Raw genomic sequence first — 22811 nt, 5'->3', positions numbered from 1 at the left:
GCGCGTGCCTCCGACAGTCGGCCGGACGGCCAGGCATGGCGCGCGGCGGCCGCGCGGACGTTATGCTGGCGGCACCGCGATGCGCCGCTTTTCGCCGGCCACCCGTCGCGTCAGGGCCGGTCTTACCGGGCAGCTATAATCGCGGGACTGTTTTCCGGTATGCCTATGCAATCCACGTCTCCTACGTCCCCGCCTCCCCCGCCGGAGCCGAAGAAACGGCCCTGGTGGCAGAAAGCCCTGATCGGCGTCGCCGCGATGTGCGTGGCCCTCGTCGTGGCCGGCGGCCTCGTGCTTGGCTACGCGCTCGTCGTCGCGTGGCCGAACATGCCGTCGCTCGACGCGCTGACCGACTATCGTCCGAAGGTACCGCTGCGCATCTACACGTCCGATCACGTGCTGATCGGCGAATTCGGCGAGGAACGCCGCGACATCGTCCATTTCAAGGAGGTGCCCGACTCGCTCAAGAAGGCGATCCTCGCGATCGAGGACGCGCGCTTCTACGATCACGGCGGCGTCGACCTCACCGGCATCGCCCGCGCGGGTTTCGTCGCGCTGACGAACGGCCATGCGTCGCAGGGCGCGAGCACGATCACGATGCAGGTCGCGCGCAACTTCTTCCTGTCGAGCGAGAAGACCTACACGCGCAAGATCTACGAGATGCTGCTCGCGTACCGCATCGAGCGCGCGCTGACGAAGGATCAGATTCTCGAGGTCTACATGAATCAGATCTATCTCGGCCAGCGTGCGTACGGCTTCGCGAGCGCCGCGCGCGTGTATTTCGGCAAGGACCTGAAGGACATCACGCTCGCGGAAGCGGCGATGCTCGCGGGGCTGCCGAAGGCGCCGTCCGCGTATAACCCGGTCGTCAATCCGAAGCGCGCGAAGGTCCGCCAGGAATACATCCTGCAGCGGATGCTCGAGCTGAACTTCATCACGCGCGAGCAGTACGACGAAGCTGCCGCGCAGCCGCTCGTCGTCAAGGGCGCGGGCCGCGAGTTCAGCGTGCACGCCGAGTACGTCGCGGAAATGGTCCGGCAGATGATGTATGCGCAGTACCGCGAGGAAACCTACACGCGCGGCTTCAACGTCGTCACGACGATCGATTCCGCCGACCAACAGGTCGCGTACACCGCGCTGCGCAAGGGCATCATGGATTACGAGCGCCGCCACGGCTATCGCGGGCCGGAAGGCTTCATCGAGCTGCCGGCCGGCGCCGACGACCGCGAACAGGCGATCGACGACGCGCTGCTCGAGCATCCCGACAACGGCGAATTGATCGCGGCGGTCGTCACCGCGGCCACCCCGCGCCAGATCACGGTAGCCTTCATCGACGGCAGCACCGCGACGATCGAAGGCGACAACCTGCGCTTCGCGTCGAGCGCGCTGTCGGCCAACGCGCAGCCGAACCGCCGCATCCGCCCGGGCGCGATCGTCCGTGTCGTGAAGAACGATGCCGGCAAGTGGTCGATCACGCAGTTGCCGCAGGTCGAGGGCGCGTTCATCTCGATCGTCCCGCAGGACGGCGCGATCCGCTCGCTCGTCGGCGGCTTCGACTACAACAAGAACAAGTTCAACCACGTCACGCAGGCGTGGCGGCAACCGGGTTCGTCGTTCAAGCCGTTCATCTACTCGGCGTCACTCGACAAGGGCCTCGGGCCGGCCACGGTGATCAACGACGGCCCGCTGTATTTCAGCGCCGCGGAAACCGGCGGCCAGCCGTGGGAACCGAAGAACTACGGCGGCGGCTTCGAAGGTCCGATGTCGATGCGCACCGCGCTGCAGCGCTCGCGCAACCTCGTGTCGATCCGGATCCTGAACCAGATCGGCACGAAGTACGCGCAGCAGTACATCACGCGCTTCGGCTTCGACGCCGACCGCCATCCGGCCTACCTGCCGATGGCGCTCGGTGCGGGCCAGGTCACGCCGCTGCAGATGGCCGGCGCGTACTCGGTGTTCGCGAACGGCGGCTTCCGCGTGAACCCGTATCTGATCGCCGAAGTGACCGATCCGAACGGCGCGATCGTCGCACGCGCGCAGCCGCTCATCGCCGAGCAGAACGCGCCGCGCGCGATCGACGCACGCAACGCGTACGTGACGAACAGCCTGCTGCAGAGCGTCGCGCAGCGCGGCACGGGCGCACGTACCAACATACTGAAGCGCACCGACCTCGCGGGGAAGACCGGTACGACGAACGACTCGCATGACGCGTGGTTCGCCGGCTACCAGCACACGCTCGCGGCGATCGCGTGGATCGGCTACGACAACCCGCGCAGCCTCGGCGATCGCGAAACCGGCGGCGGCCTGTCGCTGCCGGTCTGGATCGAATACATGGGTGCGGCGTTGAAGGGCGTGCCGGAGTTCAAGCCGACGATGCCGGACGACGTCCAGTCGATCGGCGGCGAGCTGTACTTCACCGAGTTCACGCCGGGGCACGGTTTCGTATCGACGGTCGGCGTGCCGCAGGCGCCGGCGGTGCAGGACACCGAGGAACCGGTGCCGCACGTCGACGAGCAGGAAAAGCAGGACATCATGAACCTCTTCCGCGGCCACTGACGAACGGCCCGGCCATGAAAAAGCGCCCCGCTGGGGCGCTTTTTCTTTGTGCATTGATCCGACGTATCGGCGCCCGGCGGGCGAGCGAGCGTCGTTATGCGCGGAACGTGATCGGCAGGCCGGCCTGCTGCGTCGCGTAGTCGGTGAGCGCCGAGAAGAACTCGGTGCCGGTGCGCGTATCGCGCCATTCGCCGTCGACGAAACGGTAATGGAATCCGCCCGCCTTCGCGGCGATCCACAGCTCCTTCATCGGCGGCTGCAGGTTGATGATGATCTTCGAGCCGTTCTCGAACGTGAGCGTCAGCACGCTGCCGTTGCGCTCCAGATCGATGTCGTGATCGCCGTCGTTCGCGGCGTCCACGGTACGTTCGACGGACGCCAGCACAGCCTCGGCACGGGCCAGGTATTCAGTATCGGACATGCTAAACTCTATCGGTTAAATAATTGCTCAGGGACGATCATGCGAGTCGTTTTCCGGATGAGCGCGATTGTAGCGGCTTTGGCGATTCTTGCCGGCTGCGGGCAACGCGGTCCGCTCTATCTGCCTACCGTGCCCCCGTTGCCGGCGAAGCCCATCCAGCAGCAGGACACGCCGCCGTCGGACGTCAAGCCGACCGATGAAAACGCGTCCGACAGTATTCCCGATTCTTCCGGCACGCCGCTCACGCTGTCGCCCGAGCTGTCGAGCAGTGCGCCGAAGCCCGCCACGCCGGCATCAGGCCCGGCCGCCGCGCAGTAGTCGCGCGCCGCCGCCGCGGTTTCTCTCGCGCCCCAAGGCGATGACTTCCGGTCATCGCCTTTTGTTTTTTAGGTCCGCACGTCAGGTACGGACGCGCCGCCAGCCCCATGCAAGCAACCGCCAACCGAGCAGCACCGCGACGATCGTCGCGTAGAGCTTCGGCTGCGCGAGATCGTGCTTGCCGGCCCGCATCCACCAGAAATGCAGCACGGCGAACAGCGCGATCGCATAGATCGCGCGATGCAGCGTAGCCCAGCGACGGCCGAGCCGGCGCACCATCGCACGCGGCGATGTCACGGCCAGCGGAATCAGCAGCACGAACGCAGCGAAGCCGACCGTGATGAACGGACGCTTGCCGACATCCTTCAGGATCGCGAGCACGTCGAACCACTTGTCGAACCACAGGTACGTCGTGAAATGCAGCGTCGCATAAAAGAACGCGAACAGGCCGATCATCCGGCGAAAACGCAACAACGCAGGAACGCTCGTCACGTGCCGAAGCGGCGTGATGGCGAGCGTGATGCAGAGCATGACCAGCGTCCAGAGGCCGGTCGAACGCGTGATGAATTCGATCGGGTTCGCACCGAGCCGGTCGGTCAGCCCGAACAGCACGAGTCGCGCGAGCGGATAGAGGCCGGCCGCGAAAACCAGCACCTTGGCGGGCACCAGCCAGCGCGGCGTCGTACGCACGGCGCCGCCCCGGGAACTACCCGCGGCTGCCGTGCGCGTGCCGGACGCGCGCACGGGCTCCAGTGTCGAAGGAGGCATGTCGTTTCTCACCGTCGCGCTCAGAAATTCTTTTTCAGATCCATGCCCTGATACATCGATGCGACGAGATCGCCGTAGCCGTTGAACATCAGCGTCTTGCGCTTCGGCGTGAAGAAGCCGTCCTCGCCGATCCGGCGCTCGGTCGCCTGGCTCCAGCGCGGGTGGTCGACGTTCGGGTTCACGTTCGAATAGAAACCGTATTCGTTCGATGCATACGTGTTCCAGCTCGTCTTCGGCTGCTTGTCGACGAAGCGGATCTTCACGAGCGACTTCGCGCTCTTGAAGCCGTACTTCCACGGCACGACGATGCGCACCGGCGCGCCGTTCTGGTTCGGCAGCACCTGGCCGTAGACGCCCATCGTCAGCAGCGTCAGCGGATTCATCGCCTCGTCCATCCGCAGCCCTTCCGAGTACGGCCAGTCGAGCACCGGCGTCGACAAGCCCGGCATCTGCGACGGATCGGCCAGCGTGATGAACTGCACGTATTTCGCGTTGCCGGTCGGCTGCACGCGCTTGATCAGCTCGGACAGCGGCACGCCGATCCATGGAATCACCATCGACCAGCCCTCGACGCAGCGCAGCCGATACACGCGCTCCTCGAGCGGCGCGAGCTTCAGCAGTTCGTCGAGATCGAATACCTTCGGATGCAGCACCTCGCCCTCGACACTCACGCGCCACGGGCGCGGCCGCAACGTGCCCGCGTTCTGCGCCGGGTCGCCCTTGTCGGTGCCGAATTCGTAGTAGTTGTTGTAGGACGTGATGTCCTTGAACGGCGTCACCTTGTCGGCCGCGACGAACTTCGGGTTGGTTTTCGCCACGAGCTTCGCGGCCCGCGCGTCGGGCGACGCATACGCGGCGAACGCCGCGCCGCTGCCGCCCAGCAATCCGCCCGCCGCCGCCAGGCCGGCTGCCTGCAATACGCGCCGCCGGTTCTCGAACACCGCGCGCGGCGTAATCTGGCTCTGCGCGATATCACCGCCGGTCAGTACGGTGCGCAAAGGGGTTTTGATCCACATCGTGCTGCTCCTCCTGCATGCGCGGCGCGCACGCTTCATCAGCGTTCGACCCGGCCGATCATGCACCGTTCGGCGCCCCGGGCCCGCCGCCCGTTACAAAACAAAACCGCCGGGCACGCAGTGCGCCGGCGGTCTTTTGTCGGACGAGCGTCGGAAATCTTACAGCTTGCCGTAGCTGTGCAGCCCGGACAGGAACATGTTGACGCCGAGGAACGCGAACGTCGTCACGAGCAGGCCCGTCAGCGCCCACCAGGCGGCGACCGCGCCGCGCAGGCCCTTCATCAGGCGCATGTGCAGCCAGGCCGCGTAGTTGAGCCACACGATCAGCGCCCAGGTTTCCTTCGGGTCCCAGCTCCAGTAGCCGCCCCATGCTTCGGCGGCCCAGAGCGCGCCGAGGATCGTCGCGATCGTGAAGAACGCGAAGCCGACCGCGATCGACTTGTACATCACGTCATCGAGCACCTCGAGCGTCGGCAGGCGATCGGCGAGCACGCCGCGCTCCTTCATCAGGTACGCGACCGACACCATCGCCGACAGCGCGAAGCTGCCGTAGCCGATGAAGTTCGCCGGCACGTGGATCTTCATCCACCAGCTCTGCAGCGCCGGCACGAGCGGCTGGATCTGCTGCGCATCGCGCGCGACCGAGTACCACATCAGGAAACCGACGGCCGCGCTGATGACCAGCAGCACGAACGCGCCGAGTGCGCGCGTGCCGTAGTGGCCTTCGTAATACAGATAAAGCAGCGCGGTGATCAGGCTGAACAGCACGAACACTTCATAGAGGTTCGATACGGGGATATGCCCGACGTCGGCCCCGATCAGGTAGGACTCGTACCAGCGCACCATCAGGCCGGTGAAGCCCATCAGCACGGCGACCCACGTGAGCTTCTGGCCGATCGCGGAGCCCGACTCCGAGCGTGCGAGCAAGCCGATCCAGTAGAAGATCGTCGCGAGCACGAACAGCGCGCTCATCCACAGGATCGCGGACTGGCTCGACAGGAAGTACTTGAGGAAGAACGCCGAATCGGCGCGCGCGAGATCGCCCTGGTAGATCTGGATCGACAGCAGCGACAGCACCGCGATCGACGCCATCATCAGCCGGGCGGGCTTCCAGCGCCAGCCGAGCACGACAAGCGCCGGCACCGTGCCGATCATCACCGCCTTGTCGTAGTAATTCATGTGTTCGTTGTAGTGCACGAACGCATAGCCCGCGCCGACCACCAGCGCCAGCGCGAACAACCAGTCGATGACCGACAGGCGCGCGAGGAACGGACGGTCGTCGAACAACGGCGCCGGATTCGAGGCCTTTGCCGGCCCCGAAGGGGAAGAGGAAACTTGAGTGAGATCCATGATGTTACCGGGTGGAGTTCTCGGAATCGGAACCGCCGCCGGCGGGCGGACGGGCAGTCGCTGCCGCGCCTGCGGGCGCGGCGTCGCGCGGTGCGGCGCGCAAGGCGGCGCCGGCCGCGTCGCGCGTCTGCACGAATTCTTTCTCGAAATCGAAGGTCTTGCGGGCCGTGGACATCGCCATCACCACATCGACGCCCGAACCGGCATCCTTGAGCCAGAACCAGAGGCGCCGCTCGCGCACGTAGAACATCGAGAAGATGCCGGCGACCAACAGCAGGCTGCCAAGATACACCAGATTCTTGCCAGGTGCGCGCGTCAACTGAAATACCGAAGCTTGCACCTGCTTGAAGGAGTCAAGCTGCAAATAGACCGGCGATCCATACAAAAAGCTATCCGATAGCGCATTGATCGCGTTCTGCACGAAGCGGATCGTGTCGGTGCCCTGCTGGGCGGCCGGCTCGCCGGCGCGCTCGCGCGCGATCTGCCAGACCTCCCACATCGAGCCCTCGAGCATGCGCAGCAGCAGGCTCGCCGCCTTTTCCTGCTCGGCCTTCGGCACCGAACGGTCGATGAACGTCGCCACCGCCTGGAACCCGCCGATCGGCTGGCCGTCGGCGCCGCGACCCACGCTGTCGTCGCTTGCCGCGAAGAGGGTCAGCACCTTGAAGGCGCTGTCCTGCAGACGGCCGCGCAGCGACGCTTCGGTCGTCGGCAGCGAACGCTGAGCGAAACGCGCGGCGGCGTCGGCACGCACGGCCGGATCCTCGAGCGCGGCGCGCAGGCGCATCCATTCGCCGATCGAATCCTGGCTGTCGGCCGGAATTCGCATGTAGCGGAACGGATCGTTCGGGCTCCCGCGCACGCCGGCGAGGAACACACGCGTGCCGCCCATGTCGACCGGCAGCATGTAGTTGTTGAACTCGCGCGCCTGGCCGTCCTTGCCGCGAATCTTGTACTGCACCGACGGGCCGATGTTGTGCAGCTGCATCGGCTTCGACGTCTTCGCGCCCGAGCCGAGCCGCTCGTCGAACACTTCCTTCAGCGACTCCGTCTTCGCGACGCCGCGCACGTCCGGCTTGCCGTTCGCGTCGGCCATGTTTTCGACGTTGATCGCACGGAAGTCGGAGAACTCGATCGTGTCGCCGTCGCTGCCCGGCATCTGCAGCGGCGCCGTACTGCCGATCGTGCCCTTTACCGCGAAGGACTTCGCGTTGTCGCCCGTCATCGGGTAGGCCGTCATCTGCATCTGCGATCCGCCGTCCTGGAAGCTCGACTGGTAGATCGACACGCCCTTGTACGTGAATGGCTTGTTGACCTCGACGCGTGCCGGGATCTTCTGGCCCGTCTCGCGATCGATCACGACGATGTCGCTCGCGAACAGCTTCGGCATCCCCGTCGTGTAGTAGTCGACGATGAACTTGTTGAGCTGGATGGAGAACGGCAGGTCCTGGATCAGCGAGCCGCTCGGCTGGTTCAGGATCGCGGTCGACACGAACTGGCCTTCCGGCACCCACGCGTAGCCGCGGAACGTCGGGTTCGACGTGGACAGCCGGTGGTCGGGCGAGATTTCGCTGATCGTCGCGCTCGTGTTGACCGGGCTCTTGCCGAACATCCACATCTGGAATTTGATGGGCAGGTTGCTGTCGAGCAGGCCGCCGATGCAGATCACGACGATCGCGAGGTGCGCGGAGATGTAGCCCCACTTCGTCAGCGCGCCGCGCTTCGCGGAGATCAGCGTCGCGCCGTCGGTTTCGCGCACCACGTGCTTGTAGCCGGCCTTCGCGACGAACGTGGCGAGCGTGGCCGCGACGGTCGCACGCGTGCCGGACGCCGTGTATTCGGCCTTGTGATGGAACGCGCGCAGGCTGCCTTCGCGGACCTTGTCCTTCCAGCTCTTCGCATCGGCGAGCATCTTCGGCGCATTGCGGATCACGCACAGCGAGATCGACGTGACGAGGAAGATCAGGATCAGCATGAACCACCACGCGCTGTACACGTTGTACAGGCCCAGCGAGCGGAAGATGTCCGCCCAGAACGGGCCGAACTGGTTCACGTAATTCGGATACGGGTCATCCTGGGTCAGGACCGTGCCGATGATGCTCGCGATCGACAACACCACCAGCAGCGCGATCGCGAAGCGCATCGAGCTCACCAGCTCGATCGCGCGCCTGGACGCACTTTGACCCGACTTCGACTGCAACCCCGACGTGGTAACGCTCATTCAAACTCCGACTTTGGGGGAAACAGCCCCCACGCTCACTTTGTGTTCGCTGCCCCGGAAGGGGCGGTCAGCACTCCCGGGGCGGCCCGGCGAGTGCCGACAAAAAAGGGCGAGGCCACCGCGATCGCGCGGCGCCCCACCCTTTTCTTGTTCTGACTCCGGCCGCCCTTCGGGCGCCGGTCATTCCATTCGCGACGGCCCGTTCAACGCAGGCCCGCGATGTAATCCGCGACGGCCTTGATCTCGTTGTCCGACAGACGCGATGCGATCTGATGCATCGCCTCGTTGTTGTTGCGCGCGCCGGCACCCTGCTGGAACGCGGTCAACTGGGCAACCGTGTAATCGGCCCATTGCCCCGACAAACGCGGGTACTGGACCGGCAGCCCCTGCCCCGTCGGCCCGTGACAGCTCGCGCAGGCGGGGACACCCTTTTCCGCGATGCCGCCGCGATAGATCTTCTGGCCGATCGGCACGGTCGCCGCATCGCGCGCGGTGCCGAGCTTCGTTGCCTGCGAGCCGTAATAGGCGGCGACGTTGCGCATGTCGTCCGCACTCAACGCGCTCGCGAACCCGACCATCACCGGATTGGTCCGCGCCGGCCCCTTCGCGCCCGACTGGGTCTTGAAGTCGTTCAACTGCTTGACCAGATATTCGGGATGCTGGCCGGCGAGCTTCGGGAAACTGCCCGACGCGCTGTTGCCGTCGGCGCCGTGACACGACGCACACACCTGCCCGGCAATCGCCTTGCCGCGGTCCAGATCCGGCTTTGCCGCATCCGCCGCGTTTGCCTCCGCTACGAAACCTACGAACCCTGCTGCAACCTGAAGCACCATCAGAGACTTGCACAGTCGATTCATTCGCACACCCTGTTTCGTCTTGTGGGAATTTGAGGTTCTGCAAAAAACGACGTCGACCAGTCTACCGCAGAAGCTACATAAAAGCGCGAGGCAGGCGCCCGCAACTCTTCGGCAAAACCGGCGTATTGTACAATATCGCGCTGAAAGCTCCCGCGCCTATCGGGGCTACCCCGCCTCCACCCCAGCGGCTCGCGCCGCCCCGTCCCACCGGTTCCCCATGGCCTTTTTGCTCCATCAAGCCCGCTTCTATACGACCGTCAATCATCTGCGCGACCTGCCGCCGACGGTCCAGCCGGAAATCGCGTTCGCGGGCCGCTCGAATGCCGGCAAATCGACGGCGATCAACGTGCTGTGCAACCAGAAGCGGCTCGCCTTCGCGTCGAAGACGCCCGGCCGCACGCAGCACATCAATTACTTCTCCGTCGGCCCGGCCGCCGAGCCCGTCGCGAACCTCGTCGACCTGCCCGGCTATGGCTATGCGGAAGTGCCGGGGGCCGCGAAGGCCCACTGGGAAATGCTGCTGTCGTCGTACCTCGCGACCCGTTCGCAGCTGTGCGGCCTGATCCTGATGATGGATTCGCGCCGCCCGCTGACCGACCTCGACCGCCGGATGATCGAGTGGTTCGTGCCGACCGGCAAGCCGATCCACACGCTGCTGACGAAGTGCGACAAATTGACGCGACAGGAAAGCATCAATGCGCTGCGTAACACGCAAAAGGGGCTCGACGCGTACCGCGACCAGGGCGTGAAGGGCAAGCTGACCGTCCAGCTGTTCTCGGCGCTGAAGCGCACCGGGCTGGATGAGGCGCACGAACTGATCGAGAGCTGGCTGCGACCGTCCGTCGCCGACGAAAAAAGCGAGCCTGTAGCACAATGAGCGGGCAACGCGCGGCCAGGATTGGCTGTGCGCACCTGACGGCACCTGCGGATTCGGCCGGCTCATAAAAAAACCCGCCGTCGAACGGCGGGTCAAACAGCCTAATCGAATAACGACAGGCACCCGCTCAGGGAGGAGAAGCGGGGAGCAACACGCGACGCGTGCCGCTCGATCGCTATCATATACCAACGGTCTCGAAAATGACCTAAGGGTTCCGTAAGGTTCTTCTTGCCCTGATTTCTGCCAAATCGCCATGAGCTTCCATCCGCTTCATCGTCCGCGCCGGATGCGCCGCGACGACTTCTCCCGCCGCCTGATGCGCGAAAACCGCCTGACCACCGACGACCTGATCTATCCGGTGTTCGTCGTCGAAGGCACCAACGAACGCCAGCCGATACCGTCGATGCCCGGCGTCGAACGCGTGTCGGTCGATCTGCTGATGCAGGTTGCCGAGCAGTGCGTCGAACTCGGCGTGCCCGTGCTGTCGCTGTTCCCGGCCATCGAGCCGTCGCTGAAAACGCCCGACGGCCGCGAAGCGGCCAATCCGGAAGGCCTGATCCCGCGCGCGGTGCGCGAGCTGAAGAAGCGCTTCCCCGAACTCGGCGTGCTGACCGACGTCGCGCTCGATCCGTACACGAGCCACGGCCAGGACGGCGTGCTCGACGAAAACGGCTACGTGATCAACGACGACACGATCGAGATCCTGGTCGACCAGGCGCGCGCGCAGGCGGAAGCCGGCGTCGACATCGTCGCGCCGTCGGACATGATGGACGGCCGTATCGGCGCGGTCCGCGAAATGCTGGAAAGCGACGGCCACATCCATACGCGCATCATGGCCTACTCGGCCAAGTTCGCGTCGGCGTTCTACGGCCCGTTCCGCGATGCGGTCGGCTCGGCGTCCAATCTGGGCAAGGGCAACAAGATGACCTACCAGATGGATCCGGCGAACAGCGACGAAGCGCTGCGCGAAGTACGCCTCGACATCGACGAAGGCGCCGACATGGTGATGGTCAAGCCCGGCATGCCGTATCTCGACATCGTGCGCCGCGTGAAGGACGAGTTCCGCTTCCCCACCTACGTGTACCAGGTGAGCGGTGAATACGCGATGCTGAAGGCCGCCGCAATGAACGGCTGGCTCGACCACGACAAGGTCGTGCTCGAATCGCTGCTCGCGTTCAAGCGCGCGGGCGCCGATGGCGTGCTCACGTACTTCGCGCTCGATGCCGCGCGTCTGCTGAAAGCGCAGCGCTGAGCCGCGCGCCGGCAGGCACAATGAAAAACGGCGGGACACTTCGGTGTCCCGCCGTTTTTCATTTGCAGTCCGGTCGACGCAAAGGTCGCCGGTGCACGGGGACGAGCGCGTTACACCGTCGGTACCGCTGCGCGATCGAGGCTGCGCAGGAATGTGTCGGCCGCCTGATAGCCGACCACGCGGCCGATTTCGTGGCCGTTGCGATCGAAGAAGATGATGCCCGGCGGCCCGAACAGGTTGAAGCGCTTGAGCAGCGCCTGGTCGTCCGGATTGTTCGCGGTAACGTCCGCTCGCACCAGATGAAGCTGCGCGAGCCGCGCCTGCACGCGCGAATCCGTGAACGTCAGATGCTCCATCTCCTTGCAGCTCACGCACCAGTCGGCGTAGAAATCGAGCATCACGGGCCGGCCCGAGGTCTTCAGCAGCGTGTCGAGCTCGCCACTGGAGCGCACCGACGCGAACGCCGGCCCCTGTTGCGCGGCCGCCGGCGCATCGCCCGACGCAACCGTGCGCGCCGCGAGGACGGCCAGCGGCTTCACCGGGTCGTTGGAACCGGCCGCGAGACCGACGAGCAGCGTCGCGGCCCAGATCGCGAGCGCCGCACCGAGACCGCGGCCGAGGCGGCGCCAGATCGACGCGGCGCCGGCATGCGGCGTGAACAGGCCGAGTGCCGCGGCAGCAACCAGCAGCCACAACGCGGCGAGGACCATCTTCAGCCCGCCTGCGAGCACCGGCCACACGATCCACAGCGCGGCGGCGAGCAGCACGATGCCGAAGAACACCTTGACGCTGTCCATCCAGGCGCCCGCGCGCGGCAACACCGTACCCGCGCCGATGCCGACCACGAGCAGCGGCACGCCGAGCCCCAGCCCCATCGCGAACAGCGCGGCGCCGCCGAGCAACGCATTGCCGGTATGCGCGATGAACGCGAGCACCGCAAACAGCGGCGCCGTCATGCATGCGCCGACGACCAGCGCCGACAACGCGCCCATCGCGGCGACCGCGATGAAGTGGCCGCCCTGGCGCGCGCTCGATGCTTCGGCCGCGCCGTTCTGCCAGCGCTCGGGCAGCGCGATGTCCTTGCCCGAAATCAGCGATACCGCGAAGGCGGTGAGGAGCACGCCGAACGCGCCGAGCACCCACGGGTTCTGCAGCCACGCACCGAGGCTCTGGCCGACCAGCGCCGCAGCGATGCCGAGCACCGTATAAACGAGCGCCATGCCGACCACGTAGGTGAGCGACAGCGCAAAGCCGCGCGCATGCGTCGCGCGCGTGCCCTGACCGATGATGATCGCGGATACGATCGGAATCATCGGATACGAGCAGGGCAGCAGACTCAGCACGACGCCCGCGACGAAATACAGCGCGACGATCGTGAAGAAGCCGTGCCCCTCGAGCAGCGACTGCGCGAAATCCGCGCTCGTGACCTTGTCGAACCAGCTGCCCGAAGCCGTCGCGCCACCGGCCGGCGCGCTCGCGCCCAGCGCCGCGCCGTCGACCTTCACGACATGCTCGGCAGGCGGATAGCAGATCCCTTCGTCGGCACACCCCTGCGACGTCACCGCGAGCTCGAACGGCCCCGCCGCCTGCTTGACCGGCACGTGAATCACGACTTCGTCGCGATAGGTCTCGACTTCCTTCTGGAACGTCTGGTCGAACTTCACGTGTCCGGGCGGGAATGTCGGGTCGCCGAGCGTCGCCTGCCCGCTCTTCACCGCGAACGCGAACCGCTCGCGGTACAGGTAGTAGCCGTTGGCGACCTTGAAGCGGACGTCCACCTGCCCCGGCGATTCGCTCGCGCTGAACTTGAACGCCACCGACGGATCGAGAAAATCGTCGGCCGCGCGCGCGACCGACAGGCAGCCCAGCGCGAAAAAGAACGACAACAGGATCGCGAGGAATCGCGGTGCGCGCATGCGCACGGAAAGCGCCATACCGTTAAACATGAAATAGACGTTGAGTTTCGCTGTTCACCCACTGGCCGTACCCGGCCGAGGCCGTCGCCTGCCACGAGACGATTTCCGGCGTCTCGTACGGATGATGCGCGAGAATAAATCGCTCCAGTTCGAGCGAGCGCACGGGGCTTGTCTTGAACAGCAACTGGATCTCGTCGGCCGTTTCGACCTTCCCCTGCCAGTGATAGCGCGACTTGATCGCACCGAGTTCCGACACGCACGCGGCCAGCCGCGCGTCGAGCGCACCGTCGGCGAGCACTGCGGCCGTCGCCGCATCCGGCACCGTCGTCAGCATCAACACCACCACCATACGCCCTCCTGGCTGGTTTACCGGCTTTCGCCGCCGCCGATCGCGCGAGTACCCGCGCCGACCGTCCCGTATCGTAGCGCAGCGCGCGCGACGCTGCCGGCACGGGGCTGCGACAATCGATCGCAGCCAGTCGGCCGCCAAAAACAAAAAGGGCCAAGCAATTGCTCGGCCCCTTTCAGATACTGCTGCGTACGGGAAGCTTACTCAGCTTCTTGCACGTTTTCCGTTTCGTCGACTTCCGGACGATCGAGCAGCTCGACCAGTGCCATCGGTGCGTTGTCGCCAACGCGGAAGCCGAACTTCAGCACGCGCAGGTAGCCGCCCGGACGGTTCGCGAAACGCGGACCGAGCACGTCGAACAGCTTCGCCACCGAGTCACGATCGCGCAGGCGGTTGAACGCCAGGCGACGGTTTGCCAGCGACGGCTTCTTGCCGAGCGTGATCAGCGGCTCGACGACTTTACGGAGTTCCTTCGCCTTCGGCAGCGTCGTCTTGATGACTTCGTGCTCGATCAGCGAGTTGGACATGTTACGGAGCATAGCCAGACGGTGGCTGCTCGTGCGGTTCAGTTTCCGCAGACCATGACGATGGCGCATTTCAGTTTCCTTGATTCAAAGTTTTGATCCAGCTCTTCTATCGCACCGCTGGGGTGCACGGGCCGGTAACGAAAAAAGCAAGATGCGGATTTTAAAGGAAAATCCGCATCTTTGCCAACTACAGCAACAACCGGGCTTACTTGTCGAGACCAGCCGGCGGCCAGTTTTCGAGCTTCATGCCCAGCGTGAGACCGCGCGAAGCGAGCACTTCCTTGATCTCGTTGAGCGACTTGCGACCGAGGTTCGGCGTCTTCAGCAGCTCGTTTTCCGTGCGCTGGATCAGGTCGCCGATGTAGTAGATGTTCTCGGCCTTCAGACAGTTCGCCGAACGAACCGTCAACTCGAGATCATCCACCGGACGCAGCAGGATCGGATCGATCTGCGGCGCGCGCGACGGTGCTTCGGCAGCCGTTTCCGTGCCTTCCAGTGCCGCGAACACGGACAGCTGGTCGACCAGGATGCGGGCCGATTGACGGATCGCCTCTTCCGGGGTGATCACGCCGCTCGTCTCAATGTTCATCACGAGCTTGTCGAGGTCGGTACGCTGCTCGACACGTGCGCTTTCAACGGCATAGCTCACGCGGCGAACCGGCGAGAACGATGCGTCGAGGACGATGCGGCCAATGATCTTGGCCGTGTCTTCGCCGTAGCGACGGACGTTGCCGGGCACGTAGCCGCGACCCTTTTCGATCTTGATCTGAACGTCGAGCTTGCCGCCCTTCGACAGGTGTGCGATCACGTGATTCGGGTTGATGACTTCGCAATCGTGCGCCAGCTCGATATCGCCGGCCGTGACGACGCCTTCGCCTTCCTTGCGCAGGGTAACCGTCACTTCGTCACGGTTGTGCAGCTTGAACACCACACCCTTCAGGTTCAGCAGCAGGTTGACGACGTCCTCTTGCACGCCATCAAGCGTCGAGTACTCGTGCACCACGCCTGCGATCGTGACTTCGGTCGGCGCGTAGCCAACCATCGACGACAGCAGCACGCGGCGAAGCGCATTGCCCAAGGTGTGGCCGTAACCGCGTTCGAACGGTTCCATGACCACCCTCGCGTGGTTCTCGCCAAGCGATTCCACGGCGATGATCTTGGGTTTCAGCAAACTGGTTTGCATGGGCTTTCCTTTTCAATACCCTCGGCTCGTTACACCGATAAGGCTGACCGGTAACAACCAGAAAATAAACAGCCGAGGCCCCCCCTTGCGAAACGCAATCGGGGTACCTCGGCCGTCAATCGGATTAACGCGAATACAATTCGACGATCAGGCTTTCGTTGATGTCGCCTGCGATGTCAGCGCGTTCCGGCATTTGCTTGAACGTGCCTTCGAACTTCTTCGCATCGACTGCAACCCAGCTCGGCATGCCGCCTTGCTCGGCCAGCGACAGCGCTTCGACGATACGCGCCTGCTTCTTCGCCTTTTCGCGGATCGCGACGATGTCACCCGCCTTCACTTGCTGCGACGGCACGTTCGCGACGACGCCGTTCACGGTGATCGACTTGTGGCTCACGAGCTGACGCGCTTCAGCGCGGGTCGAGCCGAAGCCCATGCGATACACGACGTTGTCGAGACGCGACTCGAGCAGTTGCAGCAGGTTTTCACCCGTGTTGCCCTTGCGGCGGTCGGCTTCAGCGAAGTAGCGGCGGAACTGACGCTCCAGCACGCCGTAAATACGCTTGACCTTCTGCTTTTCGCGCAGCTGCGTACCATAGTCGGACGTACGTGCGCCCGAGGTACGGCCGTGCTGACCCGGCTTGCTGTCGAGCTTGCACTTGTCGGCGAGCGAGCGGCGCGCGCTCTTCAGGAACAGGTCGGTGCCTTCACGGCGGGACAGCTTGGCCTTGGGGCCGATATAACGTGCCACGTTGCATTCCTTTATCAATCAGTCACGCGGATCGCAATCCGCGCTAGTTCGCGCCCTTTGGGGCGAACGGTGGGCTTAGTCAATCAAAAAAGCAACGCCCGTCGACGCTACGCGGCGACAGGCAAATGCGCCAGCACGAACGTGCCAGCAGCATTCTTAGATACGACGGCGCTTCGGCGGACGGCAGCCGTTGTGCGGAATCGGGGTGACATCCGAAATCGCGGTGATCTTGATGCCGAGGCCATGCAGTGCGCGCACTGCCGACTCACGACCCGGGCCAGGGCCCTTGATCCGCACTTCCAGATTCTTCACGCCGTATTCCATCGCCACGCGACCGGCCGACTCAGCAGCAACCTGAGCAGCGAACGGCGTCGACTTCCGCGAGCCCTTGAAGCCCTGGCCGCCCGACGTCGCCCATGCCAGTGCATTGCCCTGGCGATCGGTGATCGTGATGATCGTGTTGTTGAACGACGCGTGAACGTGCACCACGCCTTCAGCGACGTTCTTCTTAACCTTCTTGCGAACGCGTTGCGCCGCGGTATTCGAAGCCTTAGCCATTACGTTTTCCTGTAACTGTCAGTTCCGCTTACTTCTTCAGCGCTTGCGCTGCACGACGCGGGCCCTTACGGGTACGTGCGTTCGTACGCGTACGCTGACCGCGCATCGGCAGGCCCTTGCGATGACGGACACCACGGTAGCAACCGAGGTCCATCAGGCGCTTGATGTTCATCGTCACTTCACGGCGCAGATCGCCTTCGACGATGAACTTGCCCACTTCTTCACGCAGCTTTTCGAGGTCTGCGTCGGTCAGGTCCTTGACCTTCTTCGAGAATTCCACGCCAGCTGCCGAGCAGATGCTGCGCGAGCGCGTGCGGCCGATACCGAAGATTGCCGTCAGGCCGATCTCGGTATGCTGGTGATTCGGGATGTTAACCCCTGCGATACGAGCCATTGTTTTTCCTCAAACAAAAAGCGCAAACAAACGCGCGGTCAGCCTTGGCGCTGCTTGTGGCGCGGATCCGAGCTGCAGATCACGCGAACGACGCCTTTGCGCTTGATGATCTTGCAATTGCGGCAAATGCGCTTAACCGATGCCATCACTTTCATGATAATACCCTTTTTTCAAATCACTTCGCCCGGAACACGATCCGCGCACGAGACAGATCGTAAGGCGTCAATTCAACCGTGACCTTGTCGCCCGGCAGGATGCGGATGTAGTGCATCCGCATCTTCCCGGAGATATGCCCCAACACGACATGGCCGTTTTCCAGCTTCACGCGGAAGGTAGCATTCGGAAGGTTTTCAATCACCTCACCCTGCATCTGGATTACATCGTCTTTGGCCATAGTCCTGAATTAACGCATTGGGATGTTGCCGCCCTTGAAGTTTGCCTTCTTGAGCAGCGACTCATACTGTTGCGACATAACGTACGACTGCACCTGCGCCATGAAGTCCATCGTGACGACGACAATGATCAGCAGCGACGTTCCACCAAAATAAAACGGCACGTTCCAGCGCAGCACCAGGAATTCCGGCAGCAGACACACGAAGACGATGTAGATCGCACCAGCCAGCGTCAGACGCGTGAGGATGCGGTCGATGTATCGTGCGGTCTGATCGCCCGGACGAATACCCGGAACAAACGCGCCGCTCTTCTTCAGGTTGTCCGCGGTTTCCCTGCTGTTGAACACCAGTGCGGTGTAGAAGAAGCAGAAAAACACGATTGCCAGCGTGTACAGCAGCACATAGACCGGCTGACCCGGCTTCAGCGCCTCCGCGACGTTATGCAACGTGTTGGAGATCCAGCTCCCCGTCGGCTGACCCGTGCTGAACCAGCCGAGAATCGTGGCCGGAAACAGGATGATCGACGATGCGAAGATCGGCGGAATCACGCCCGACATGTTCAGCTTCAGCGGCAAGTGCGACGACTGCCCACCGTAGATCTTGTTGCCGACCTGGCGCTTCGCGTAGTTCACGAGGATCTTGCGCTGACCGCGTTCGATGAACACGACCAGGTAAGTCACCGCGGCAATCAGAACGACGATGATGATCGCCGAAATGATGCTCATCGAACCCGTACGCACCAGCTCGAACAGCCCACCGACGGCATTCGGGAACCCTGCTGCGATCCCGCCGAAGATGATGATCGAGATGCCGTTGCCCAGACCACGCTCGGTGATCTGCTCACCCAGCCACATCAGGAACATCGTGCCGGTTACCAACGTCACAACCGTCGTCAGTCGGAACAGCATGCCGGGGTCGATCACGAGGCCAGGCTGGTTTTCCAGCGCAGCCGCGATACCGAACGCCTGGAAGGTCGCGAGCACCACGGTGAAATACCGCGTGTACTGCGTGATCTTCCGTTGCCCTGCCTGCCCTTCCTTCTTCAGCGCCTCGAGCTGCGGCGAGACGATCGCCAGCAACTGCATGATGATCGACGCCGAGATGTACGGCATGATCCCCAGCGCAAAGATCGTGAAGCGGGAAAGCGCACCACCCGAGAACATGTTGAACATGCCCAGGATGCCGCCCGCCTGGCTCTGGAACAGCTTCGCCAGTTGATCCGGATCGATGCCCGGCACGGGGATGTGCGCGCCGATGCGATAGACGATCAGCGCCAGGAGCAGGAACATCGCTCGCCGACGCAGATCGCCGAATTTCGCCGTGCTTCGACCGGGTTTTGCAAGACTCGGGCTGTTAGCCAAGTACCTTCTCCGATGAATGCAAGTAACGACGCGCTACGCGTGTCACTCGGCGAACGAACCGCCAGCCGCTTCGATCGCAGCGCGCGCACCCTTGGTGGCACCGAGACCCTTCACGACGATCTTGCGCTTCAGTTCGCCCGTCGCGATGATCTTTGCGCTCTTCGTCAGCTCGCCGACCAGGCCGGCTTGCTTCAGTGCGAGCAGATCGATCTCATCGACCGGCAGCTTCTCGAGGTCGCCCAGGCGCACTTCACCGACGAATTCCTTCGTCAGCGACGTGAAACCGCGCTTCGGCAGACGACGTTGCAGCGGCATCTGACCGCCTTCGAAACCGACTTTGTGGAAGCCGCCCGAACGCGATTTCTGACCCTTGTGACCACGGCCAGCCGTCTTGCCGAGGCCCGAACCGATGCCACGGCCGACGCGACGCTTGGCGTGCTTGGCGCCAGCGGCCGGCTTCAGGTTATTCAATTCCATATCAACTCCTTGATCCGTAGGGCCGCTTACGCGATGACCTTAACGAGGTACGAGACCTTGTTGATCATGCCGCGGACCGCCGGCGTGTCCTGCAGCTCGCTAACCGAGTTGAGTCGGCGCAGGCCCAGGCCACGCACGGTCGCGCGGTGCGATTCGCGGGTCCCGATCAGGCTCTTAACGAGCTGAACCTTGACAGTTTTTTCAGACATGGTGACCACCCGGGCTTAGCCCAAAATATCTTCGACGGACTTGCCGCGCTTCGCCGCGATGTCTGCCGGGGTCGACTGCTTGCGCAGACCGTCCAGCGTGGCGCGAACGAGGTTGTACGGGTTCGTCGAACCGTGGCTCTTCGCCACGACGTTCTGAACGCCCATCACGTCGAACACTGCGCGCATCGGGCCGCCGGCGATCACGCCCGTACCTGCCTTCGCCGGAGCGAGGAGGACAGCGGATGCGCCATGCTTGCCGTGCACTTCGTGCTGCAGCGTGCCGTTCTTGAGGGGCACCTTGAACATGTTGCGGCGAGCTTGTTCCATTGCCTTCTGGACAGCGACCGGCACTTCCTTCGCCTTGCCCTTGCCCATACCGATGCGGCCATCGCCGTCGCCAACCACGGTCAGTGCGGCGAAGCCGAGAATACGGCCACCCTTCACGACCTTGGTCACGCGGTTGACCGAAATCATCTTTTCGCGAAGGCCGTCGTCGCGCTCGTCAGCCTGAACTTTCGCTTGCATCTTTGCCATGACGAATTCCTTCCTTAGAACTTGAGCCCAGCTTCGCGAGCTGCCTCAGCCAGCGCCTTGACGCGGCCATGGTAGCGGAAGCCCGAGCGGTCGAAGGCGACGGATTCGATGCCGGCGGCCTTTGCCTTCTCGGCAATACGCTTGCCGATCAGCGTCGCAGCATTAACGTTGCCACCCTTGCCCGACTTGTCGGCCAGTTCGGCGCGCACTTCTGCTTCGAGCGTCGACGCGCTGGCGAGCACCTTGGTGCCGCACGGCGAGAACACTTGAGCGTAGATGTGCGTGTTCGTGCGATGCACGGCGAGACGCGCGACCTGCAGCTCAGCGATCTTGATACGCGTCTGGCGAGCGCGGCGCAGGCGAGATTGAGTCTTATCCATGATTGCGCACCCTTACTTCTTCTTCGTTTCTTTGAGGATCACAACCTCGTCGGAATAGCGCACGCCCTTGCCCTTGTAGGGCTCCGGCGGACGGTAACCGCGAACTTCCGCAGCTACTTGACCGACTTGTTGCTTGTTGATCCCCTTGATCACGATTTCGGTTTGCGTCGGGGTTTCAGCCTTGACGCCTTCCGGCATCTGGTGCACCACCGGGTGCGAGAAACCCAGCGACAGGTTCAGCTTGTCGCCTTGCGCCTGCGCACGATAACCGACGCCAACCAGCGTCAGCTTGCGCTCGAAACCCTTGGTCACGCCTTGCACGGCATTCGCGATGATCGCGCGCATCGTGCCCGACAGTGCATTTGCTTCGCGGCTTTCGTCGACCGGCGACAGATTCAGCGTGCCGTCGTTGTTCGCCACGTTCACGAGCGGATTGATCGCTTGCGTGATGGTGCCCAGCGGGCCCTTGACGGTGATTGCACCGTCGGCCAGCTTGACTTCCGCGCCTTGCAGCGCGATCGGGCTTTTACCTACTCGAGACATGTTTCTCTCTCCTCGGCTTTAAGCGACGTAGCAGATGACTTCGCCGCCGACGCCGGTAGCGCGCGCCTTGCGATCAGTCATCACACCCTTCGGCGTCGACACGATTGCCACGCCCAGGCCGTTCATGACCTGGGGAATGTCGTTGCGGCCGCGGTACACGCGCAGACCAGGCTTCGACACGCGCTCGAGGCGTTCGATGACCGGGCGACCTGCGTAGTACTTCAGCGCGATATTCAGTTCGGACTTCGCACCTTCCGCCTTGACGGCGAAATCGTCGATATAGCCTTCGTCCTTCAAGACTTGCGCGATTGCAACCTTGACCTTCGACGAGGGCATCGCGACCGATACCTTCTCGACCATCTGCGCGTTGCGGATGCGAGTCAGCATATCGGCGATAGGATCACTCATGCTCATTTACGTTTCTCCTATTACCAGCTCGCCTTGGTCAGGCCAGGAATCTCGCCACGGAATGCGATTTCACGAATCTTGTTACGCGCGAGGCCGAATTTACGGAACGTGCCACGCGGACGGCCCGTGATCGCGCAGCGGTTACGCTGGCGGGTCGGGTTTGCGTTGCGGGGCAGTTGCTGCAGCTCCAGGCGTGCTTCGTAGCGCTCTTCTTCCGACTTGCTTTGGTCTTCGACGATCGCCTTCAGCGCTTCGCGCTTTGCTGCGAACTTCGCGACCAGGCGGGCGCGCTTCTTTTCACGTTCGATCAGTGCCAGTTTAGCCACGGTAACCTCAGTTTCTGAACGGGAACTTGAAGCTGGCGAGCAGTGCCTTTGCTTCGTCGTCGGTCTTCGCAGTGGTCGTGATGCTGATGTTCAGCCCACGCAGTGCGTCGATCTTGTCGTAGTCGATTTCGGGGAAAATGATCTGCTCTTTCACACCGATGTTGTAGTTGCCACGGCCATCGAAAGCACGACCCGACACGCCGCGGAAGTCACGCACGCGGGGCAGGGCGACGGTCACGAAACGGTCGAGGAATTCGTACATCGCACGGCCGCGCAGCGTCACCATCGCGCCAATCGGATAACCTTGGCGGATCTTGAAGCCTGCGATTGCCTTGCGTGCCTTCGTGACGACCGGCTTCTGGCCGGCGATCTTCGTGAGGTCGCCAACGGCGTTCTCGATGATCTTCTTGTCAGCGATCGCTTCGCCAAGACCCATGTTCAGCGTGATCTTGGTGATGCGCGGCACTTCCATGACCGACTTGTAACCGAACTTCTCGATCAGGCCGGGCACAACCTTTTCTTTGTAAAACTCTTGAAAACGAGCCATTTTTTACTCCGCTGCGTCAGGCGCTCAGTACGGCACCGGTCGTCTTCAGGAAGCGAACTTTCTTGCCTTCCTCGACCTTGATGCCAACACGCGACGCCTTGCCATTCGCGTCGACCAGTGCGACGTTCGAAATATGCAGGGGCATCGTCTTCGCTTCCACGCCGCCCGTCGTACCCTTCATCGGGTTCGGCTTCACATGCTTCTTGACGAGGTTGATACCTTCAACCGTCACATGTTCAGCACCGACAGCCAGCACGACGCCGCGCTTGCCCTTGTCCTTACCAGTGACGACGATAACTTCGTCACCTTTGCGAATCTTGTTCATC

General features: G+C 63.4%; 29 protein-coding genes. 4 read left to right on the top strand and 25 right to left on the bottom strand.

Annotated elements, in window-relative coordinates; all coding sequences use genetic code 11:
* The first annotated feature begins 159 nt into the window (after nt 1–159).
* The gene (locus ACP26O_RS01685) at nt 160–2553 is read left to right on the top strand and encodes a penicillin-binding protein 1A (protein ID WP_422110893.1); all 2394 of its coding nucleotides are present in this window, start codon (nt 160–162) and stop codon (nt 2551–2553) included.
* Nucleotides 2554–2647: 94 nt separating this feature from the next.
* Here ACP26O_RS01685 and cyaY read toward each other — a convergent pair whose 3' ends face one another.
* Nucleotides 2648–2974, bottom strand: a complete 327-nt coding sequence (gene cyaY / locus ACP26O_RS01680) for an iron donor protein CyaY (RefSeq protein WP_006758798.1) — start codon at nt 2972–2974, stop codon at nt 2648–2650.
* 39 nt (nt 2975–3013) lie between these two features.
* Here cyaY and lptM point away from each other — a divergent pair, with 39 nt between their 5' ends.
* The gene (gene lptM, locus ACP26O_RS01675) at nt 3014–3292 is read left to right on the top strand and encodes an LPS translocon maturation chaperone LptM (protein ID WP_011655770.1); all 279 of its coding nucleotides are present in this window, start codon (nt 3014–3016) and stop codon (nt 3290–3292) included.
* A gap of 81 nt (nt 3293–3373) precedes the next feature.
* On the opposite strand, the gene msrQ is transcribed toward lptM, so the two are convergent.
* The 5 genes from msrQ to ACP26O_RS01650 all read right to left on the bottom strand — a co-directional run bounded on the left by msrQ (nt 3374) and on the right by ACP26O_RS01650 (nt 9504).
* The gene (gene msrQ / locus ACP26O_RS01670; protein ID WP_175666033.1) at nt 3374–4060 is read right to left on the bottom strand and encodes a protein-methionine-sulfoxide reductase heme-binding subunit MsrQ; all 687 of its coding nucleotides are present in this window, start codon (nt 4058–4060) and stop codon (nt 3374–3376) included.
* A gap of 20 nt (nt 4061–4080) precedes the next feature.
* The gene (msrP, locus tag ACP26O_RS01665) at nt 4081–5076 is read right to left on the bottom strand and encodes a protein-methionine-sulfoxide reductase catalytic subunit MsrP (RefSeq protein WP_175666034.1); all 996 of its coding nucleotides are present in this window, start codon (nt 5074–5076) and stop codon (nt 4081–4083) included.
* Between the two features lie 159 nt (nt 5077–5235).
* Complete coding sequence (ccsB, locus tag ACP26O_RS01660; protein WP_011655767.1) at nt 5236–6426, bottom strand: c-type cytochrome biogenesis protein CcsB; 1191 nt, start codon at nt 6424–6426, stop codon at nt 5236–5238.
* Between the two features lie 4 nt (nt 6427–6430).
* The gene (locus ACP26O_RS01655) at nt 6431–8647 is read right to left on the bottom strand and encodes a cytochrome c biogenesis protein ResB (protein WP_175666035.1); all 2217 of its coding nucleotides are present in this window, start codon (nt 8645–8647) and stop codon (nt 6431–6433) included.
* Between the two features lie 203 nt (nt 8648–8850).
* Entirely contained in the window at nt 8851–9504 is a 654-nt protein-coding gene (locus ACP26O_RS01650) for a c-type cytochrome (RefSeq protein WP_006758792.1), read from the bottom strand.
* Between the two features lie 217 nt (nt 9505–9721).
* Here ACP26O_RS01650 and yihA point away from each other — a divergent pair, with 217 nt between their 5' ends.
* Together yihA and hemB are read left to right on the top strand one after the other, a co-directional pair.
* Entirely contained in the window at nt 9722–10381 is a 660-nt protein-coding gene (yihA, locus tag ACP26O_RS01645; RefSeq protein ID WP_006752938.1) for a ribosome biogenesis GTP-binding protein YihA/YsxC, read from the top strand.
* A gap of 253 nt (nt 10382–10634) precedes the next feature.
* Nucleotides 10635–11633: a porphobilinogen synthase gene (hemB, locus tag ACP26O_RS01640; RefSeq protein ID WP_011655765.1), complete on the top strand. Its 999-nt coding sequence runs from the start codon at nt 10635–10637 to the stop codon at nt 11631–11633.
* A gap of 110 nt (nt 11634–11743) precedes the next feature.
* On the opposite strand, the gene dsbD is transcribed toward hemB, so the two are convergent.
* The 19 genes from dsbD to rplX form a co-directional block, all read right to left on the bottom strand.
* Nucleotides 11744–13579, bottom strand: a complete 1836-nt coding sequence (dsbD, locus tag ACP26O_RS01635) for a protein-disulfide reductase DsbD (RefSeq protein ID WP_175666036.1) — start codon at nt 13577–13579, stop codon at nt 11744–11746.
* Entirely contained in the window at nt 13572–13898 is a 327-nt protein-coding gene (gene cutA, locus ACP26O_RS01630; RefSeq protein WP_175666037.1) for a divalent-cation tolerance protein CutA, read from the bottom strand. The genes dsbD and cutA overlap by 8 nt, the downstream gene beginning before the upstream one ends.
* Nucleotides 13899–14098: 200 nt before the next feature.
* A complete protein-coding gene (gene rplQ, locus ACP26O_RS01625; RefSeq protein ID WP_006477175.1) occupies nt 14099–14494 on the bottom strand; it encodes a 50S ribosomal protein L17 in 396 nt (131 codons plus the stop codon).
* A 136-nt stretch (nt 14495–14630) separates the two neighbouring features.
* Nucleotides 14631–15608 carry a DNA-directed RNA polymerase subunit alpha gene (locus ACP26O_RS01620; protein ID WP_006477176.1) on the bottom strand — a complete coding sequence of 326 codons (978 nt, stop codon included), beginning with the start codon at nt 15606–15608 and terminating at the stop codon, nt 14631–14633.
* Between the two features lie 124 nt (nt 15609–15732).
* Nucleotides 15733–16356 carry a 30S ribosomal protein S4 gene (rpsD, locus tag ACP26O_RS01615; protein WP_006752934.1) on the bottom strand — a complete coding sequence of 208 codons (624 nt, stop codon included), beginning with the start codon at nt 16354–16356 and terminating at the stop codon, nt 15733–15735.
* 156 nt (nt 16357–16512) lie between these two features.
* The gene (rpsK, locus tag ACP26O_RS01610) at nt 16513–16914 is read right to left on the bottom strand and encodes a 30S ribosomal protein S11 (protein WP_004197937.1); all 402 of its coding nucleotides are present in this window, start codon (nt 16912–16914) and stop codon (nt 16513–16515) included.
* Between the two features lie 28 nt (nt 16915–16942).
* Nucleotides 16943–17308: a 30S ribosomal protein S13 gene (rpsM, locus tag ACP26O_RS01605; RefSeq protein ID WP_006752933.1), complete on the bottom strand. Its 366-nt coding sequence runs from the start codon at nt 17306–17308 to the stop codon at nt 16943–16945.
* Nucleotides 17309–17346: 38 nt separating this feature from the next.
* Nucleotides 17347–17463, bottom strand: a complete 117-nt coding sequence (gene rpmJ / locus ACP26O_RS01600) for a 50S ribosomal protein L36 (protein WP_004199844.1) — start codon at nt 17461–17463, stop codon at nt 17347–17349.
* Between the two features lie 20 nt (nt 17464–17483).
* On the bottom strand, nt 17484–17702 hold the full coding sequence (gene infA / locus ACP26O_RS01595; protein ID WP_004521905.1) for a translation initiation factor IF-1: 219 nt from the start codon (nt 17700–17702) through the stop codon (nt 17484–17486).
* A gap of 9 nt (nt 17703–17711) precedes the next feature.
* Nucleotides 17712–19061 carry a preprotein translocase subunit SecY gene (gene secY / locus ACP26O_RS01590; protein WP_011655761.1) on the bottom strand — a complete coding sequence of 450 codons (1350 nt, stop codon included), beginning with the start codon at nt 19059–19061 and terminating at the stop codon, nt 17712–17714.
* 42 nt (nt 19062–19103) lie between these two features.
* Entirely contained in the window at nt 19104–19538 is a 435-nt protein-coding gene (gene rplO, locus ACP26O_RS01585; protein WP_006482880.1) for a 50S ribosomal protein L15, read from the bottom strand.
* Nucleotides 19539–19564: 26 nt separating this feature from the next.
* On the bottom strand, nt 19565–19747 hold the full coding sequence (gene rpmD / locus ACP26O_RS01580; RefSeq protein WP_006400644.1) for a 50S ribosomal protein L30: 183 nt from the start codon (nt 19745–19747) through the stop codon (nt 19565–19567).
* 15 nt (nt 19748–19762) lie between these two features.
* Nucleotides 19763–20281, bottom strand: coding sequence for a 30S ribosomal protein S5 (rpsE, locus tag ACP26O_RS01575; RefSeq protein ID WP_006752931.1), 519 nt, complete (start codon nt 20279–20281; stop codon nt 19763–19765).
* Nucleotides 20282–20295: 14 nt separating this feature from the next.
* Nucleotides 20296–20661 (bottom strand): 50S ribosomal protein L18, encoded by a 366-nt coding sequence (rplR, locus tag ACP26O_RS01570; RefSeq protein ID WP_006477183.1) that lies wholly within the window; start codon nt 20659–20661, stop codon nt 20296–20298.
* Between the two features lie 12 nt (nt 20662–20673).
* Nucleotides 20674–21204, bottom strand: a complete 531-nt coding sequence (gene rplF / locus ACP26O_RS01565) for a 50S ribosomal protein L6 (RefSeq protein WP_006752930.1) — start codon at nt 21202–21204, stop codon at nt 20674–20676.
* Nucleotides 21205–21222: 18 nt separating this feature from the next.
* Nucleotides 21223–21618, bottom strand: a complete 396-nt coding sequence (gene rpsH / locus ACP26O_RS01560) for a 30S ribosomal protein S8 (RefSeq protein WP_006477185.1) — start codon at nt 21616–21618, stop codon at nt 21223–21225.
* Between the two features lie 14 nt (nt 21619–21632).
* Entirely contained in the window at nt 21633–21938 is a 306-nt protein-coding gene (gene rpsN, locus ACP26O_RS01555; protein WP_006482884.1) for a 30S ribosomal protein S14, read from the bottom strand.
* Nucleotides 21939–21945: 7 nt separating this feature from the next.
* Nucleotides 21946–22485 (bottom strand): 50S ribosomal protein L5, encoded by a 540-nt coding sequence (gene rplE, locus ACP26O_RS01550; protein ID WP_006482882.1) that lies wholly within the window; start codon nt 22483–22485, stop codon nt 21946–21948.
* Nucleotides 22486–22501: 16 nt separating this feature from the next.
* Nucleotides 22502–22810 carry a 50S ribosomal protein L24 gene (gene rplX, locus ACP26O_RS01545; protein WP_006477187.1) on the bottom strand — a complete coding sequence of 103 codons (309 nt, stop codon included), beginning with the start codon at nt 22808–22810 and terminating at the stop codon, nt 22502–22504.
* Nucleotide 22811: the final 1 nt, after the last annotated feature.

The organism is Burkholderia sp. R-40 (genome assembly GCF_049942845.1).
In the GTDB taxonomy this organism is placed as follows: Bacteria; Pseudomonadota; Gammaproteobacteria; order Burkholderiales; family Burkholderiaceae; genus Burkholderia; species Burkholderia ambifaria.
This window is presented reverse-complemented; position numbering and strand designations above follow the sequence as displayed.